This is a genomic window from Nocardia sp. NPDC056611 (assembly GCF_042792755.1).
In the GTDB taxonomy this organism is placed as follows: Bacteria; Actinomycetota; Actinomycetes; order Mycobacteriales; family Mycobacteriaceae; genus Nocardia.
In genome coordinates, this window is record NZ_JBHTVV010000001.1 from 1,547,094 (window position 1) to 1,563,512 (window position 16,419).

General features: G+C 70.2%; 15 protein-coding genes. 8 read left to right on the plus strand and 7 right to left on the minus strand.

The genetic code is table 11. From position 1 onward, the window contains the following. Nucleotides 1-25: 25 nt before the first annotated feature. The 3 genes from ACFRAQ_RS07080 to ACFRAQ_RS07090 form a co-directional block, all read right to left on the minus strand. Nucleotides 26-1,633, minus strand: a complete 1,608-nt coding sequence (locus ACFRAQ_RS07080; RefSeq protein ID WP_379095137.1) for a flavin-containing monooxygenase — start codon at nt 1,631-1,633, stop codon at nt 26-28. 117 nt (nt 1,634-1,750) lie between these two features. Beyond that, complete coding sequence (locus tag ACFRAQ_RS07085) at nt 1,751-2,116, minus strand: metalloregulator ArsR/SmtB family transcription factor (protein ID WP_357278405.1); 366 nt, start codon at nt 2,114-2,116, stop codon at nt 1,751-1,753. 4 nt (nt 2,117-2,120) lie between these two features. Beyond that, complete coding sequence (locus ACFRAQ_RS07090; RefSeq protein WP_379095141.1) at nt 2,121-3,359, minus strand: MFS transporter; 1,239 nt, start codon at nt 3,357-3,359, stop codon at nt 2,121-2,123. 112 nt (nt 3,360-3,471) lie between these two features. Here ACFRAQ_RS07090 and ACFRAQ_RS07095 point away from each other — a divergent pair, with 112 nt between their 5' ends. Then, nucleotides 3,472-4,236, plus strand: coding sequence for a hypothetical protein (locus ACFRAQ_RS07095; RefSeq protein ID WP_379095144.1), 765 nt, complete (start codon nt 3,472-3,474; stop codon nt 4,234-4,236). 89 nt (nt 4,237-4,325) lie between these two features. On the opposite strand, the gene ACFRAQ_RS07100 is transcribed toward ACFRAQ_RS07095, so the two are convergent. Beyond that, complete coding sequence (locus ACFRAQ_RS07100) at nt 4,326-5,108, minus strand: SDR family oxidoreductase (protein ID WP_379095147.1); 783 nt, start codon at nt 5,106-5,108, stop codon at nt 4,326-4,328. 153 nt (nt 5,109-5,261) lie between these two features. Then, a complete protein-coding gene (locus ACFRAQ_RS07105) occupies nt 5,262-6,992 on the minus strand; it encodes an HNH endonuclease (RefSeq protein ID WP_379095149.1) in 1,731 nt (576 codons plus the stop codon). Between the two features lie 109 nt (nt 6,993-7,101). On the opposite strand from ACFRAQ_RS07105, the gene ACFRAQ_RS07110 reads away from it, so the two are divergent. Beyond that, the gene (locus ACFRAQ_RS07110; protein WP_379095152.1) at nt 7,102-7,596 is read left to right on the plus strand and encodes a hypothetical protein; all 495 of its coding nucleotides are present in this window, start codon (nt 7,102-7,104) and stop codon (nt 7,594-7,596) included. A 14-nt stretch (nt 7,597-7,610) separates the two neighbouring features. Here ACFRAQ_RS07110 and pabB read toward each other — a convergent pair whose 3' ends face one another. Further along, nucleotides 7,611-9,734, minus strand: a complete 2,124-nt coding sequence (gene pabB / locus ACFRAQ_RS07115) for an aminodeoxychorismate synthase (RefSeq protein ID WP_379095154.1) — start codon at nt 9,732-9,734, stop codon at nt 7,611-7,613. Between the two features lie 116 nt (nt 9,735-9,850). Between pabB and ACFRAQ_RS07120 the strand changes: the two genes are divergently transcribed. Both ACFRAQ_RS07120 and ACFRAQ_RS07125 read left to right on the plus strand, forming a co-directional pair. After that, the gene (locus ACFRAQ_RS07120) at nt 9,851-10,915 is read left to right on the plus strand and encodes a phosphotransferase family protein (RefSeq protein WP_379095156.1); all 1,065 of its coding nucleotides are present in this window, start codon (nt 9,851-9,853) and stop codon (nt 10,913-10,915) included. A gap of 80 nt (nt 10,916-10,995) precedes the next feature. After that, complete coding sequence (locus ACFRAQ_RS07125; protein ID WP_379095159.1) at nt 10,996-11,577, plus strand: DinB family protein; 582 nt, start codon at nt 10,996-10,998, stop codon at nt 11,575-11,577. A 3-nt stretch (nt 11,578-11,580) separates the two neighbouring features. Here ACFRAQ_RS07125 and ACFRAQ_RS07130 read toward each other — a convergent pair whose 3' ends face one another. Continuing rightward, nucleotides 11,581-12,771, minus strand: a complete 1,191-nt coding sequence (locus tag ACFRAQ_RS07130) for a serine hydrolase domain-containing protein (RefSeq protein WP_379095162.1) — start codon at nt 12,769-12,771, stop codon at nt 11,581-11,583. 192 nt (nt 12,772-12,963) lie between these two features. On the opposite strand from ACFRAQ_RS07130, the gene ACFRAQ_RS07135 reads away from it, so the two are divergent. From ACFRAQ_RS07135 to ACFRAQ_RS07150, 4 genes are all read left to right on the plus strand, one after another. Next, nucleotides 12,964-14,370 carry an amino acid permease gene (locus ACFRAQ_RS07135; RefSeq protein WP_379095165.1) on the plus strand — a complete coding sequence of 469 codons (1,407 nt, stop codon included), beginning with the start codon at nt 12,964-12,966 and terminating at the stop codon, nt 14,368-14,370. A gap of 9 nt (nt 14,371-14,379) precedes the next feature. Further along, nucleotides 14,380-15,192: a serine hydrolase domain-containing protein gene (locus tag ACFRAQ_RS07140; RefSeq protein WP_379095168.1), complete on the plus strand. Its 813-nt coding sequence runs from the start codon at nt 14,380-14,382 to the stop codon at nt 15,190-15,192. A 122-nt stretch (nt 15,193-15,314) separates the two neighbouring features. Beyond that, a complete protein-coding gene (locus ACFRAQ_RS07145; RefSeq protein WP_379095171.1) occupies nt 15,315-15,848 on the plus strand; it encodes a DUF3145 domain-containing protein in 534 nt (177 codons plus the stop codon). A 112-nt stretch (nt 15,849-15,960) separates the two neighbouring features. Continuing rightward, nucleotides 15,961-16,380 (plus strand): hypothetical protein, encoded by a 420-nt coding sequence (locus ACFRAQ_RS07150; protein WP_379095174.1) that lies wholly within the window; start codon nt 15,961-15,963, stop codon nt 16,378-16,380. Nucleotides 16,381-16,419: the final 39 nt, after the last annotated feature.

The window sequence follows — 16,419 nt, forward strand, 5'->3', positions numbered from 1 at the left end:
GAAGCAAGCCGGTCTCCGCGGTCGATTACGCCGTCAGCTCGAAGTTCGGGTAGCCGTTGTCGCGCTCGTCGTCGCAGTAGCGGCGGTAGTTGCCGAAACCGCCGATGTAGGGCATGAACACGCGCTTCTTGCCTTCCACGTTCGCGCCCATGTACCAGGAGTTGGCCTTCACGAACAGTGTGCCCTCGGCGACCTCCAGCAGGTGATCGGTCCACTTGACCGCCGCCTCCGACCGCGCCTCCGCGGTGCGGATGCCGTTGGCGCGGCAGTGCTGCACCAGCGCCAGCACCCAGTCCAGCTGCTGCTCCGAGTGCAGCACCATGTTCGCCATCACCGACGGGGTGCCGACACTGTTGATGCTGAACATGTTCGGGAAGCCGGGGATGCCGAAGCCCAGGTAGGTGACCGGGCCGTCGGCCCACAGGTCGCCCAGGCGGGCGTCGCCCGCGCCGTGCAGGTCGATGCGCAGCAGCGCGCCGGTCATGGCGTCGAAACCGGTGGCGTAGACCAGGGTGTCGAGCTCGATGAACTGGTCCGCGGTGCGGATACCGGTCGGGGTGACCTCCTCGATCGCCTCGCGGCGCAGGTTCACCAGCGACACATTGGGCCGGTTGAACATCTCGTAGTAGCCCGAGTCGGTGCAGATGCGCTTGGTGCCGATCGGGTGGTCGCTGGGGATCAGGTCGTCGGCGACGGCCTGATCGTCGACCTTGGCGCGGATCTTCGCGACCGCGAACTCGCGCACCAGCTCATTGGCGCGGATATCGCTGTTCTGGTCGGGGAAGACCTTGTTGAACAGCACGCCGCCGCCGTTCCAGCGGTCCTCCATGGCCGTGGCCCGATCCTCGGCGCTCATCTCCAGGGCCTTGGTCTCCAACGAGGCGTGCGGCGTGGCCGCGCCCGCGTAGTAGGACTTCTCGCGACGCTGCCGGTAGGTGGCGCGGATATCGGTCTGCTCCGCCTCGGTCCACGGGCGGTTCGGGACCGGGACGCTGAAGTTGGCCGAACGCTGGAACACGGTGAGCGCCTGCGCCTCCCGCGCGATGATCGGCGACACCTGGATGCCCGAGGAACCGGTGCCGATCACGCCGACCCGCTTGCCCTCGAAGGACACGCCCTGCTCGGGCCACTGCGCGGTGAACAGCTCCTCGCCCGCGAAGGATTCGATGCCCGGGATGTTCGGCTTGATCGGCGCGGACAGGCAGCCGGTCGCGAAAATCACGAACTGCGACCGGAATTCGTCGCCGCGCTCGGTGCGCACCGTCCAGACGGCGGCGGCGTCGTCGAAGCTCGCGCCGATCACGCGCTGGCCGAAGCGGTAGTGGCGCTTCAGTTCGAAGCGGTCGGCCACGTGGTTGATGTAGTCGAGGATCTCCGGCTGCGCGGCGAACCGCTCGGTCCAGGTCCAGCTCTGCTGCAGGTCCTCGTCGAAGGAGTACGAGTAGTCGACGCTCTCCACGTCACAGCGCGCGCCGGGGTAGCGGTTCCAGAACCAGGTGCCGCCCACGCCCTCGCCGGCCTCCAGGCCGAGCACGTTCAATCCGGCCTTCGCCGCCTGGTGGACGCCGTACAGTCCGGCGAATCCGGCCCCGATGATGATGACATCGAATGGGCTGCCCTGCTCGGGATGCATGCGCGCGACCTCTCACTATTCGTCCGGCGATATTTCGAATAGGCATATCGTCGCGGCGAATGCGGGTACACGGCGATACCACGTCCCACTGACCAGGAGCGCAGGTCCGGGGGATGGTTACTCGTGGGAGGGTTCGCCGGTCACGACGTGATCGGCATGGTTGAGGCCCTCGCGGACCAGGCGGGCCAGGTGGCCGTCGCGAATCCGGTAGATGATGCGGCGTCCCTCACGGCGAGTGTCGACCATGCCCGTGAAGCGCAGCTTCGCCAGATGCTGGCTGACCGCGGTCCGGGACGCGCCGCAGGCCTCGGTGAGCGCGGAGACATCGGCCTCGGCGGCGGCCAGGATCCACAGGATGTGCAGGCGGGTCGGATCGGAGAGCATGCGGAAGGTCTCGGTGGCCACATCCAGCCGGGCCTCGTCCGGAGCGACCGGATGGGTGAGGCTGGGAGTGGCGGCGGGCAGCGATTCGGCCTTGCTCACCTGATCACCTTCCTGCCGCGGGCACCGCCTCGATGTCGGCGGGGACGGACGCGGGCCAGACCCGCGCCGCGGTCGTCGCTGCCAGTGTAGCGAGCGCGGCCAGCACGATGGCCGTGGTCGGCAGACCTGCCAGCGCGCCCAGCTTGCCCGCGATCGGATAGGTCACCAGGAAGCAGGCGTGCGACAGCGAGAACTGGGCGGTGAAAACGGCTGTGCGATCGGAGAGTTGGGTCTGGGCGCGCAGCAGGCGGGCCGACGGGGTGCTGATCATCGAGGTGCCCGCGCCGAGCAACAGCCAGGTCAGGGCCAGCACGATCGTCCCGGCGGTGTGGGGGAGCAGGGGCGGCAGGGACGCGGCGATCAGGCCCAGCGGCAGCAGAGCAGCGCCGGTCAGCAGGAATCGCCGGTCGGGGAGGAGCGTCAGCAGTCGCGGGGTCGACAGCGCCACCGCCATCGATCCGAACCCGAAGCAGGCCAGCGCGAGTGCCACACCGGTATTGGAGCCGTCGAGCCGGTCGCGCACGTACACAACGGTGTTCACGATGACCAGCGAGGAGGCGGCGGCCACCACCATGTTCAGGGCCAGCAGGCCGCGCAGCACCGGGCGGTTCATCATGATGCGCGCGCCCGCGGTGATGCGCTCCAGCAGCGGGGCCGAGTGGTCGGCCGGGTCCAGGCGCGGGAGTCGGGTGGTCACCACCAGCAGCGCCGACGCCACGAAGCCCGCGGCGGTGCCGACGAACAGCGAGTGATAGCTGATCACCGTCAGCAGGGCGGCGGCCAGCATCGGGCTGAGCAGCGACTCCAGGTCGTAGGCCAGGCGCGACAGGGACAGGCCGTGCGTGTAGTCCTCCTCGTCGACCAGGATCGACGGGATCAGCGACTGGAACGCCGGGGTGAAGGTCGCCGAGGCCGACTGCAGCAGCGCGATCAGCACGTAGATCTGCCAGGTGTGGGTGACGAACGGCAGCATGAGCGCGATTCCCGCCCGCACCGCGTCCGCCGACACCAGCACCAGGCGGCGCGGCAGCCGCGCGGTGAGCGCCGAGATGACCGGCGCCACAGCGACATACGCCACCATCTTGATGGCCAGCGCGGTTCCCAGCACCGCCCCCGCCTGGCCGCCCGCCACCTCGTAGGCGAGCAGGCCCAGCGCGACGGTCAGCAGGCCGGTGCCGACCAGGGCGACGACCTGGGCGGTGAACAGCTTGCGGAACTGGGGATGGCGCAGGACTACGAGCATGCCGCCACTATAAGCCAATAGGTGCGCAGGTGTGCACATGATGTCGCGTGTATGGTCCCGGTGCCTCGTCGCCGTGCGGGTGACTGGGCGATTCGTCGCTATCCTCACTGTCATGGGGAGGAATCTCGCGGCCGGCGTCCTGGTCGCCGCCGCGACACTGGCACTGGCCGCCTGCGCCCGTCCCAGCGCGCCCCTGGCGGGCAACCTCGACCCGCAACCCAGCGCACCCCGCGACATCGCGGCCACCGACCCGCCCGCCCCCGTCTCCGGCCTGGAGCCGTGCGGCGATATCGGTTCCGCCGCAACGCCTCCCGACTGCTACCTGCAGTCACACGACAGCGCCGGACTCACCTTCGAGGTCCGCCACCACGGCCACGGACAGCAGAGCGCGGTCACCGTCACCACCCTGGACCCCGAGGGCGTCACCCTCCAGACCCTGACCGAACCGGCCGTCGGCACGACCGAACCGCGCCTGCGCGACGTCGACAACGACGGCCGCGACGAGCTGATCATCCCGGTCATGGCCGCCACCGCCAATATCCGGTACGTCATCTACCACGCGGCGCCCGACGGCAAGCTTCAGCGCTCCGGCGAACTCGCCGGAATCGGCATCGACACCTCCGCCGCGGGCTACACCGTCATCACCGCCCGCGACTCCTACGAACTGTGGAACATCCAGTTCTGGACCTTCGACGCCGCCGTCCTGCACCCGCTCGTCACCGTGGAGATCCACTTCCTCGACGACGGCACCGGTCACGTCGGCGGCAGCGAATGCAAGGTCGTCGACACCGGCGGGCTGGCCCGCACCGGGCTCAGCCCGGACCAGGCCACGGCCCAATTCTGCGCCGAACCAACGGTTCTGCGGGTCAAGCGCTGACCGTCCGGGGGTGGTAGGCCCGGTTCAGGGGATTCTCCGGGCGATTCCGGATGCCCATACCGCCCCGGCGCCGCCACCATGGAAGCAGGTCAGCTCACCGGCTTCGCGTATCGCCGGCGCAGCCACTCGGCATAGTCGAAAGACACTGCCTCGCCAGCGGAGTCGAGGCACAGCGCAGCGTCGCGCACCCGCCGGATGGCCCGGCCGATGGGCGGCACCGGGAAGGGCAGCAGGGCCTGGCCGAGGGTTCGGCGGCGGAGTTCGGCGAGTTCGGCCAGGGTCTGCACGGCCGGTCCGCCGACATCGCGGACCCGGCCCGACGGCCCGGCCTCCACCGCGTCGGCGAGCCGGCCCGCCACCGCGGTCACGTCGACCGGCTGGAAACGCATGGCGCTGTGCGGAGCGATCCGGAACTTCGCGCCGCCGCCCAGCAGTTCGTCGATGAGCTCGTGGAACTGGGTGGCGCGCAGCAGCGTCCACGGGATCGGGCCCTGGGTGACGGTGCGCTCCTGGGCGACCTTCGTCCGGTAGTAGGCGAACGGGACCCGCTCGCAGCCGACGATGGAGATCTCCACGTGGTGGCCGACCTTCGCGCGCTGCTCGGCGGCCAGCAGGCCGCGCACGCCCTCGACCATGGTGCGGGCGCTGCGCGGGCCGCGGTGATTACCGGCGTCGACCACGGCGTAGACGCCCTCGAGCGCCGCGTCCAGGCCCGCACCGGTCACCAGGTCCACCGCGTGATGCTCGGTCCCCGGCACCGGGTCCGCCGGTGCGGACCGGCTCAGCACCCGCACGGTGTGGCCCCGGGCCGCCAGCTCGCGGACCACCGGCGCGCCCAGGGTTCCGGTGCCGCCCACCACTGCTACCTGCATTTCGACTCCCCTTTCTCGACCTGCTCGTCTCGGACGCTAGAACTACAAGGGATGGCGCTCAACATGATTCATCGCATGGTGTTCGATTGCCCACAGGGTTCGACTACCTATATTCGGTGCGCTGTCGCGGGGTGGCGCGGTGGGATGCCGGGCTCAGATGTGCGCGCCCTTGGTGCGATTGCAGGCGCGGCACAGGATCTGCAGGTTGGCGGGGCTGGTCGCGCCGCCGCGGCTGATCGGGATGATGTGGTCGAACTCCAGGTAGTGGGTGTCGCCGCATTCGACGCACTTACCGCCGTCGCGCTGCCACACCACGGCCTTGACGTCCGGTGGGACCGAACGGGTGTCGCGGCGGCCGGGGGTCAGGGCCAGGCGTTTGGCCACCCGTAGCGCGCCCTCCATGGCGGCGGCCGCGTAATCCGGATCGGCGAGCTCGAGGATCGCGCCGCCGCGCGCGGAGGTTGCCGAGATCTCGATCCGCCCGGCGGCGGGAGTCACCGAAACCACTCGGGCCCAGGGCATCTCGATGCCGGTATCGGGGCCGGTGAAGCGGAGTTTGCGGTTGCTGACGATCAGGCGGCCCTCGGTGCGTTTGGGGCCGCGGGCCAGCTGGCGGACATGGACGGCGGGCAGGTTCAGGTGGACGCGCTCGTCGGGGTCCAGGTGCAGGCCGGTGGCGGGCTGCTGTGGGAGTTCACCCGAGCGCAGGCGGGTGAGCAGACGGCCGCGGTGCAGGCGGCGGCGCAGCTCCTCGATGCGCGGGTCCGACAGCGACAGTTCCCCGGCGATGTCCTCGAAGGAGTCCAGATCGGACTGCTCGACCACACCGTCGGCGAGGGTGAAGGCGACCACGCGTTCCAGGTGCGCACCGGCGATCGGGCGCAGCGGATCGACGGCTACCGCACGCTCGATCCGCTGCAATCGCAACTCGGTCCACAGCGCTTCCCAATCGCCGTCGGCAGCGCCGGACGGGGCGACCCGATCCTCGCGCGGGCCCGGGGCACGCAGCACCCGCTCGGCGCGCTGCCGCCATCCGCGCAGGTAATCGGCTGTCTCGGTGGCGCATTCGCGGCACAGCGACGCCGACCCGAACAGTCCGGCCGCCGCGCCGAGCAGCCCTTTACGCGGCGTGCCGCAGCGCGGGCAGTGGCGGGCGTCGCGGACGACGACGGGCCGGGTCGAGGTGGTCCAGGTTGTGCCGTCCCACCAGCGCAGACGCGCCGGATCACGCGGGTCCGGATGCCAGTCGGCCCGTTCGGGATCCGGCGGCGGCGGAGTGCGGCGCGGCTCGGCCCGGACCGTGCGCGCGGGATCGATCCGCACCCCGAATTCGCGCACCAGCCCGGCCAGGCTCACCCCGGCATCGGCCAGCCCCCGGAACTTCCACCCGCCCTCGGCGCGCGCGAATTCACCCAGTACCAGGGCGGCAGCGGTATCCGCCACGGCCACCGGGTAGGAGACCACGGGGCTGTCATGGTCGAACACCGTGAGCGTCAGCCCGTCGACCCCGGCGAAACCTCGGCCGGACCCGGCGGATCCTCGGCCCGGAGCCGCCGCGCCCGGGGAGAGCCGAGCGGCGTCCTCGGCCTCGACGGCCGACTCGTCCACCGATCCGATGACGACGATCCCGGCGATGTCCGGCCCGGTCCGCGGTAGCGACACCGACAGCCGGGCGGTCCCCGCCGCGGGCTCGCGATCCAGCGTCACCGCCTGCGAGACGTGGCGGGGCGCGTCGAACCAGACGAAATCGCGGTCGGACCGGGCCCGGCCGTGCTCCGCCACCAGGACGGCCTGCGCCCGCACCGCATGCGACGACCGCCACGAAAGCACAACCGTCAGAAGCGATGTCGGAACCGTCGTTCGCTCACCCTTGGTCAGTTTCATCGTGGTGGCACTATGCCACGAGCCACCGACACAAACGGCCACCAGCCACCGGCGAAACCGCACGCCCGCGCTCACGGCCGATCCGGAAATCGTGCGGCACAGTAGAGGGATGACCAACCCCAAGGGGAGCGACCAGCAGAACCCCGCCCCGCGCGGCAAGGGCGCCGGCGCGCGGGTGCCCACCGCCGGCGACATCCTGGCCGCGGCGCAGGCCGCCGTCGAGGCTGCCCAGAACGCCGCCGGGCTGGCCCTGGACTCGGCGCAGGTCACCGCCTCGACCGCGTTCGACACCGCGGTCCGGCTGCCGCCCGCCTCCATCCAGCTCGCGGCGCAGCTGCCCGACCTCATCCAGAGCCTCACCATCGCGGTCGAACGCCTCAACTCGACCATCGACCGGCTCGACCGCACCCTCGCGCTGGCCGAACCGGCTTTCGTCGCCTACGACCGCGTCCTGACCCGGCTGGAATCGGTCACGGCGCTCGGCGAGGACATCCTCGAGCGACTCGACAAGCTCCCCGGCGTCTCGCTGCTGGGCCGTCTCACCGGCAGCCGTGACAATCCGGAACCCGAACCGCCGCAGGAGAAGTCCCGCCGCCGCAAGTGAGGTGACCGCGGCGGTCAGGCCAGGGGGAGCGGAGCGCGCGGCGGGACGCCCAGACCGGGCAGGGCGCGCAGCGCGGCCGCGGCCTTCCACACCATCTCGTGGTACTCGCCCTCGGGATCGGAATCCAGGACCACCGCGCCGCCAGCGCCGATCCGCCACCGGCCGTCGTAGCGGACCGCGCTGCGGATGACGATGTTCAGGTCTGCCGTGCCACCCAGGCCGAGGAAGCCGATCGTGCCCGAATAGACGCCGCGGGCCTCGGTTTCGAGGGCGTCGATGATCTCGAGGGTGCGCAGCTTCGGCGCGCCGGTCATGGAGCCGCCCGGAAAACAGGCGCGCAGGCAATCGACGACATCCAGCTCCGGGCGCAGCCTGCCGCGGACGGTCGAGACCAGTTGGTGCAGCGTCGTGTACGTCTCGACGGCCATCAGCTCGGGCACGTGCACCGAGTCGACCTCGCAGACCCGGCCCAGATCATTGCGGAGCAGATCCACGATCATCAGGTTCTCGGCGCGGGTCTTCGGGTCGCGGGCCAGGTCCGCGGCGATCTCCGCGTCCGCGGCGGGTGTGTGGCCGCGCTTCGCGGTGCCCTTGATCGGCTTGCTCTCCACGGTCCGGGCCCGGTCCAGCTTGAGGAAGCGCTCGGGGGAGGAGCAGGCGACTTCCAGGTCCGCGAAGCGCAGGAAGGCCGCGTAGGGGGCCGGATTGCAACGGCGCAGCGTGCGATACACGGTCAGACCGTCGGCGTCGCCCGGCGGATACGCGCTGTCGGTGATGCAGATTTCATACGACTCGCCCGCGTGCAACTGCTCCTGGCAGGCGGCGACATCGGCCAGATAGCGGGCACGGCCCCGGGTCAGCAGCGGCGCGACCGTCGCCTCGTCGGCGCGCAGCTCCAGTAGCGGCGGGTTCTCCCATGTCGGAAGGGTTTCCACGACGGCGCGGGTGGTGGCGAGCCAGCCCCGGGCGGCGGCGGTGGCCTCCGGTTCGGTGAGGGCCAGCAGGTGGGTGCGGCCCGCCTCGTGGTCCACCACGATCAGGCGGTCGGCGAAGATCCACTGGGCATCGGGGGTGGGGGAGCGGTGCGGTGCGGGGGCCCCGCAGTCGGCCTTCATCTCGTAACCGAGGTAGCCGACGTAGCCGCCCGCGAAATCGAAAGGGACGTCCGGGAAGTCGATCCGGCGGCGCCGCAGCTCGGCGGACAGGTAGTCGAGCACGCTGCCGGGGACCGTGCGTCGCCCGGCCGCGGACTCGATCTCCACGTGGCCGCTGCCCACCCGGTAGCCGACCACCTCGGCCAGCGGGCCCGACGCGTCGCCCAGGAACGAGAAGCGGTCCAGGCCCGGCTCCACGTGTTCGCTGTCGAGCCAGAAGGCGTGGGGGGAATGGGCGTACAGGGCGTCGAAGACGGCCTCGGCGTCGACCGCGCGCTCCACGACGGTCCGTTCGACGAGGTAGTGGACGGGTGCGTCGACCGGGCGCGTGGCCGTGGCCTCGATCGGACTGTGAGCCAAGGGCGTTCGCTCGGACGGCAGGGAGACGCCCTGTCCCCGATGGTATTCGGCGGTCAGCTCGGCGAAATTGCGCAGCAGCTGTTTGCCGTGCTCGCTGGAGACGGACTCGGGATGGAACTGCACACCCCACTGCGGGCGGGTGCGGTGGCGCACGCCCATGATCACGCCATCGGGGGCGGTGGCCGTGATCTCCAGGGCCGCCGGGACCGGCTGGGCGGCGCACAGCGAGTGATAGCGCACCGCCGAGAATCCCTGCGGCACATCGGCGAACAGGCCGCGGCCGTCATGGCTGATCAGATCCGGATACCCGTGCCGGGCCCGCGGTGCGGTGACCACCTCGCCGTCCGCCGCGATCACGATGCCCTGATGGCCCAGGCATACACCCAGCAATGGGAGGTCGGACTCCGCGATCAATGCCGCCGAGATGCCGAAATCGCGGGGCACATCCGGCCGTCCCGGCCCGGGGGAGATGACAATATTGTCGAATCGTTCGAGCCCGAGCTCCTCGATCGATCCCGCCTCGTCGTTGCGCACGACCACGGGTTCGACCCCGTTCACCCGGCTGATCAGCTGATACAGGTTGTAGGTGAACGAGTCGTAGTTATCGATCAACAGCGTGCGCATTTGACCCAGCACATTACGCCTGCCGTGTCGAAACACCGCGCTCCGACCTGCGCGAACGAGTCGCCCGCCACTACTGCTGGCACACGCCTTCAGTTCGGCCGGCCGACTACGGCACAATGGTCGGCATGTCTGTTGCGCAGCCGTCCGAAGTGGATCGTGACGTCGTCGATTTCGCCATCGTCGGAAAGTGGATGGAGGAGCAGGGCTTGCCCGGCGGCGAGTTCGAGGAGGTGAAGCCGCTCGGCGGCGGCACTCAGAACATCATGCTGCGCTTCCGGCGCGGTGGCCGCGACTACGTGCTGCGGCGCGGGCCCAAGCATCTGCGCACCGCCAGCAACACCGTCATCCAGCGCGAATCCCGCATCCTCGGCGCCCTCGGCGACACCGAGATCCGCGCCCCCAAGGTGATCGCCGCCTGCCCCGACGAATCCGTGCTCGGCGCGTCGTTCTACCTGATGGAACCCATCACCGGCTTCAACCCGCAGAATGAACTGCCCGAACTGCACGCCGGCGACCCCGAGGTGCGGCGGAAGATGGGCCTGTCCGCGGTCGAGGCCATCGCGCGGCTCGGCTCCCTCGACCACGAGGCGCTCGGCCTGGCCGACTACGGCAAGCCCGAGGGCTTCCTGGAACGCCAGGTGCCGCGCTGGCTCAAGGAACTCGACTCCTACAGCGTCAACGAGGGCTACCCCGGCCCCGAGATCCCCGGCGTCCAGCGGGTCGGCGATTGGCTCGACCGCAACCGGCCGGCGCAGCCCAAAGCCGGGATCCTGCACGGCGACTGCCACCTCGCCAACATGATGTTCTCCTTCGACGGCCCCGACGTGGTGGCCATGGTCGACTGGGAGATGTCCACCATCGGTGACCCGCTGCTCGACCTGGGCTGGCAGATCGCCACCCGCCCCGAACCGGGCACCACCGGCGCGGCCCTGATCGGCACCCTGGGCGCGGTCGGCGGCCTGCCCACCGCCGAGGAGATGATCGCCCACTACGGGCGGTTCTCCGACCGCGACCTGAGTCACGTCACCTGGTACACCGTGCTGGCCTGCTTCAAGCTCGGCATCGTCCTCGAGGGCACCCATGCCCGGGCTTTCGCGGGCAAGGCGCCCAAGCAGGTCGGGGACTTCCTGCACGCCATCACCCTCGAACTGTTCGGCAAGGCGCACCAGCTGATGGAGTGACGGCACACCTGTCGCCATCTCGACGGCGGCTGGCTGAATATTGGTGGCCGACAAACAATTGCCACCGTAAGTTGGGGGCCATGCCGATCGTTCCCGACGCCAAAGACTGGACCTGGGTGCTCGAACGCACCTGCGCCGACTGCGGGTTCGACCCCGACGCCATCGCCTTCACGGCGGTGCCGGGGTCGGCCCGCGACAGTGTCACGCGGCTGCTGGCCGCGCTGGAACGGCCGGACGCGCGGGTCCGGCCCGACGACTCCACCTGGTCCGCGCTCGAATACGCGGCCCACGTACGCGACGTGTGCCGGATCTTCACCCATCGGCTCGACATCGCGCGCACCGGCGGGCCCCGGCCGGGGCCGGCGATCGCCGCCTACGACACCGCGGTCACCGTGGGGGACAACGGGATTCCCATGTTCGCCAACTGGGACCAGGACGCCACCGCGCTCGCCGAGAACTACGGCGCGGCCGAGACCGCCACCGTGGCAGCCGAACTCGCCGCCGCGGTCGACGTGGTCGCCAGCGCCTTCGAAGCGGTGCCGGGCGATGAACACGACCGGGCCGCCTTGCGCAGCAACGGTTCCGCGTTCACCATCGGCTCCATGGCGCGGTACTTCCTGCACGACCTCGTGCACCATGCGCGCGACGTCGAACGCCGCTGAGGATCAGCGGCAGCGCAGCAGGGCGTCGCGCAGATTGCGTGAACGGACATCGTCGAGCACCGCCATGCCCAGGCGGTTCATCACATAGCCGAAGCCGAGACCTGTTGCCGGATCGGCGAAACCGAACGAGCCGCCGTAGCCGGTGGTGCCGTAGGCGCGCTTGTCGGAGCCGAATCGGAAACTGCCGCGTGACTTGCGGAAACCCAGGTGATAGCGGCTCGGGGTGAGCAGCACCAGGTCCTCGGCCGGGACGTCGTCGGCGGTGTCGGCGGTGGCCAGGCGGTCCAGCAGGGCCCGGTCGATCGGCAGCTCACCGGTCTGCCCGGCCGCCGCCCCGTAGACCCGGGCCAGGGCGCGTGCGGTGCCGACGCCACCGGCCGCCGGACTCTCCACGGAGAGGAACTCGCGTCGCGCGGCTCGGGCGGGCGCGCCGACCTGCGGGCTGTTCAAGGCGCGGTAGGACAGGCCGCGCTTGCCGTAGAGCTGGATTCCGATGCGCACCGGGAGATCCCGCTCGTAGCGGAGGATGTCCAGGCCCTCGGTCGCCGACAGGGTCGCCACCCGATCGAGCGAAATCTCCTCCGGCAGGCCGATATAGAACTCCGCGCCCACCGGGGCGGCGATGTCCTCGGCGAAGATGCGGCCCAGCGTGCGATGCGCGGGATCCACCCGTCGCAGCAGCTCACCCTGATACAGGCCGGCCGTGATCGGGTGATAGCCGTGCCGGGTTCCCAGCCGCCACAACGGTTTCTGCTCGGCCAGCACCACCGCCATGCCGTCCAGATCCGCCATGTCCGTGAGCCGGAACGGGCGATCCAGGGCCGCCAGGCCGCCCTGATGGTCGAGTAGCTGGCGCACGGTGATCGATTCCTTGCCGTGCGCGGCGAACTCGGGCCAGTGCAGCGCCACCGGATCCTCGTAGTCGAGCAGGCCCTTCGACACCGCCGACGCGACCACGAACGCCGTCATGCCCTTGGTCGAGGACCACACCGGGGCCATGGTGTCGCGCTCCCACGCCACCGTGCGCTTGCGATCGCGATACCCCGCCCACAGATCCACCACCGGCCGATCCCCGTCGAAGACGGCGACCGCCGCACCGATCTCGCCGTGCCGGGAGAAATTGCGGCGGAACGCATCGGCGACCGGACCGAAACCCGCGTCCACCTCGCCGTGGACCGTGACCTGCTCACTCATGATGGGGACGATCGTAACCGGGTTCTCGCAGAGCGCCAGGGCGGTGACCTCGCCGTCCGCCGATGCGGGGGTGCCGGGAGACGCCGCGCACACCGAGCGAAGCCAAGGCATAGCTGCTGGTTGTTCATGCCCTTCCCGGACTTGGTGGGCGAAAGGCATTCCTGCCGGTCCGAACCGGTATCGTGCCCGGACATGCCCGGAATCCCGCGGATTACCGCATCATTGCTGCGCACCAAGCCGGTGGAACAACTCACCTCCGACGGCGAGCACACCGCACTGCGGCGCAGCATGGGCCTGATCCCGCTGATCGCCCTGTCGGTCGGCGCGACGCTGGGCACCGGCATCTTCGTCGTCCTCGGCGAGGCCGCGCCGCTGGCCGGGCCCGCCGTCGTCGTCTCCTTCGTCATCGCCGCGCTCGCCGCCCTGTTCTCGGCGCTGTCGTACGCCGAACTCGCCGGCGCCGTGCCGGTGTCCGGGTCGGCCTACTCGTATACCTATGCGACGCTGGGCGAGATCGTGGCCTGGGTGTGCGGGTGGTGCCTGCTGCTCGAGTACGGCGTCTCGGTGGCGGCCGTCGCGGTCGGCTGGGGCGCGTACCTCAACGAATTCCTCGGCTCCACCATCGGCTGGCGCATCCCCGACGTGCTCGCGCAGCCGCCGGGCGCGGGCGGGGTGATCAACCTGCCCGCCGCGGTCGTCGTGCTGCTGGCCACCGCGGTGCTGCTGGGCGGCGTCCGGGAGAGCGCGCGGGTCACCACCGTCACCACCGTCATCAAGATCGCGGTGCTGGTGTTCTTCGTGGCCGTGGCGGTCACCGCGTTCAACTCCTCGAACCTGCACCCCTTCGCGCCGGAGGGGATCTCCGGGATCGGGGCGGCCGCGTCGATGGTGTTCTTCTCCTTCATCGGCTTCGACGCCGCCTCCACCGCGGGCGAGGAGGCGAAGAACCCGCAGCGGGATCTGCCGCGCGCCATCATCATCTCGCTCGGCATCGTGACCCTGATGTACGTGCTGGTGGCGCTGACCGCCGTCGGCGCGGTCGGGGTGGACGACGTGAGCAGCTCCGGCGCCTCGCTGGCCACCGTGCTCGACCAGGTCACCGGGCGCGGCTGGCCCGCCACCATCCTCGCGGCGGGCGCGGTCATCGCCATCGCCTCGGTGGTGCTGACCGTGCTGTACGGGCAGACCCGCATCCTGGTCGCCATGTCCCGAGACGGGCTCATGCCGAGCGTGCTGTCGCGGGTCGGGCGGCAGCGGGTGCCGACGATCAACACGCTCATCGTGGGCGGCGTGGTCGCGGTGCTGTCGGCGCTGGTGCCGCTGGGCGAACTGGTGAACGCCACCAATATCGGCACCCTGGTGTCCTTCGCCCTGGTGAACATCGGCGTGCTGGTGCTGCGGCGCACCAAACCCGACCTGCCGCGCTCGTTCCGGACGCTGGTGCCGGTGGTGCCGGTGATCGGCGTGGCCATGTGCGTCTGGCTGCTCGTCCATCTGCCCGGGGTGACCTGGCTGGCGTTCACCGTGTGGTCGGCGGTCGGGCTGCTCGTGTACTTCGGGTACGGCAGGCGGCGATCGGCGCTGAGCCGGGCCGCCTAGGCTCGACGTATGCGATCGCTCGAGCAGATTCGACAGTGGCCGGTCCGGAACGCGGCGGCGGGTGTCGTCGTCAGGGGCAAGGGTGTGGTCGACACCGAGGGGGATGCCGCGCGGGTGTTTCCGCTCGCCTCGGTGACCAAACCCCTTGTGGCATACGCGGTCCTGGTGGCGGTCGAGGAGGGGGCGATCGAGCTCGACCAGCCCGCCGGGCCGCCCGGATCCACCGTGCGGCACCTGCTCGCCCACACCTCCGGGCTGGCCTTCGACACCGACGCGGTGCTGGCCGCGCCGGGCGCGAAGCGGATCTACTCCAGCGCCGGATTCGAGGTGCTCGCGGATTTCGTTGCGGCGCAGACCGGTATCGCCTTCGACCGGTATCTGCACGAGGCGGTGTTCGAACCGCTGGGTATGACTTCCTCGGTGTTGACCGGTCCGGCCGGGCATGCGGGCCGCTCGTCGGTCGCAGATCTGCTGCGCTTCGCTGAAGAATTGCTGGCACCGGAAATTCTGAGTGCCGAATTGGCTTCCGAGGCAAGCGAAGTGCAATTCCCGGGATGCAATGGCGTACTGCCCGGCTACGGCTCGCAGCGGCCCAACGACTGGGGACTGGGATTCGAGATCCGCGACCACAAGGCGCCGCACTGGACCGGGGGCGCGAACTCGCCGCGCACTTTCGGGCATTTCGGGCAATCCGGAACGTTCCTCTGGGTGGATCCGGACGTCGGCATGGCGTGTCTCGCGCTCGCGGACGAGAATTTCGGGGACTGGGCCCGGGCCGCGTGGCCGACCCTCAGTGATGCCGCGATCGCGGAGTTTGCGTAGACGGCGACACGGTCGCGGAGTAACACACGCATCATCGGGCACTCCAGTAAGCTCGGGCCACACCGCGCTCGGCTCAGGGGTCGTTGGGGAAGACGTACCTCGTCGAGCCGGAGGTGTCAGTGGTGCGTGCGTCGAGTCAGTTCGCGGAAGCGACGTCTGGGGTCGTCTATGTCCATTCGTCGCCGGCCGCGCTGTGCCCGCATATCGAATGGGCGCTCACCTCGACCCTCAAGGCCCCCGCCAAACTCCGCTGGACCGTCCAGCCCGCCGATCCCGGACAGCTGCGCGCCACCACCGATTGGTACGGGCCAGTCGGTACCGGGGGGAGATTAGCCAGAGCATTGCGCGATTGGCCCGTACTGCATTTCGAAGTCACCGAGGAGCCCAGTGAGGGCGTCGACGGCGAACGCTTCAGCTTCGTCCCCGGCCTCGGCATGTGGAGCGGCGCCACCGGCGCCAGTGGCGACGTCATGGTCGGCGAGATGCGGCTGCGCGCCATCGTCGCCGAGGCTCGCGCGCACGGCCGCGGCTCGGCCGCCGAGATCACCGCCGAAATCGATCGCGCCCTCGGCACCGCCTGGGACGACATCCTCGAGCCCTACCGCCTCGGCGGCGACGGCGCGGACGTCACCTGGCTGCGCCGCGACGTCGGCTAGACCCGCACCACCGGACACACCGCGCGGACCGCCGAACCATGCGAGCCTGCCGTCGCAAACGCCCCGAAACGGGCAGAATGCCCAGAGGAGGGGCAGCCGACGAGGAGGATTCGTGCGGACCACAGCGCAGATCGCGGGCACGGCACTGGCCGTCATCACCACGGCCCTCACCCTGACCGCCTGCAACGACGCCACCAACAACAGTTCTTCGGACGCCACCAGCAGCGCCGCCAAACCCGCCACCTCCGCCGCCGCCTTCCCGGCCGCCGGCCACGACGCCGTCCAATGCGGCACCGGTCCCTGGGGTCTCGCCGTCGTCGCCTCCACCGCCAAGGGCAACGACTTCTGCTCCACCGCCCTCTCCGTGGCGGGCGCCTACGCCGACCAACGCGCCAAACAATCCAGCGGCGACATCGCCGTCACCGTCGCCACCATCCGCTGGGTCTGCGGCGAACGCGCGGGCAACCCCAACCCGTACCAGGAATGCGCCAGCCAGAACGAATCCGCCGACCGGGTCCGACTCCAGTCCTGAACCCGGTCAACGGATTCGCGCACCACTACGCCGGTGCGA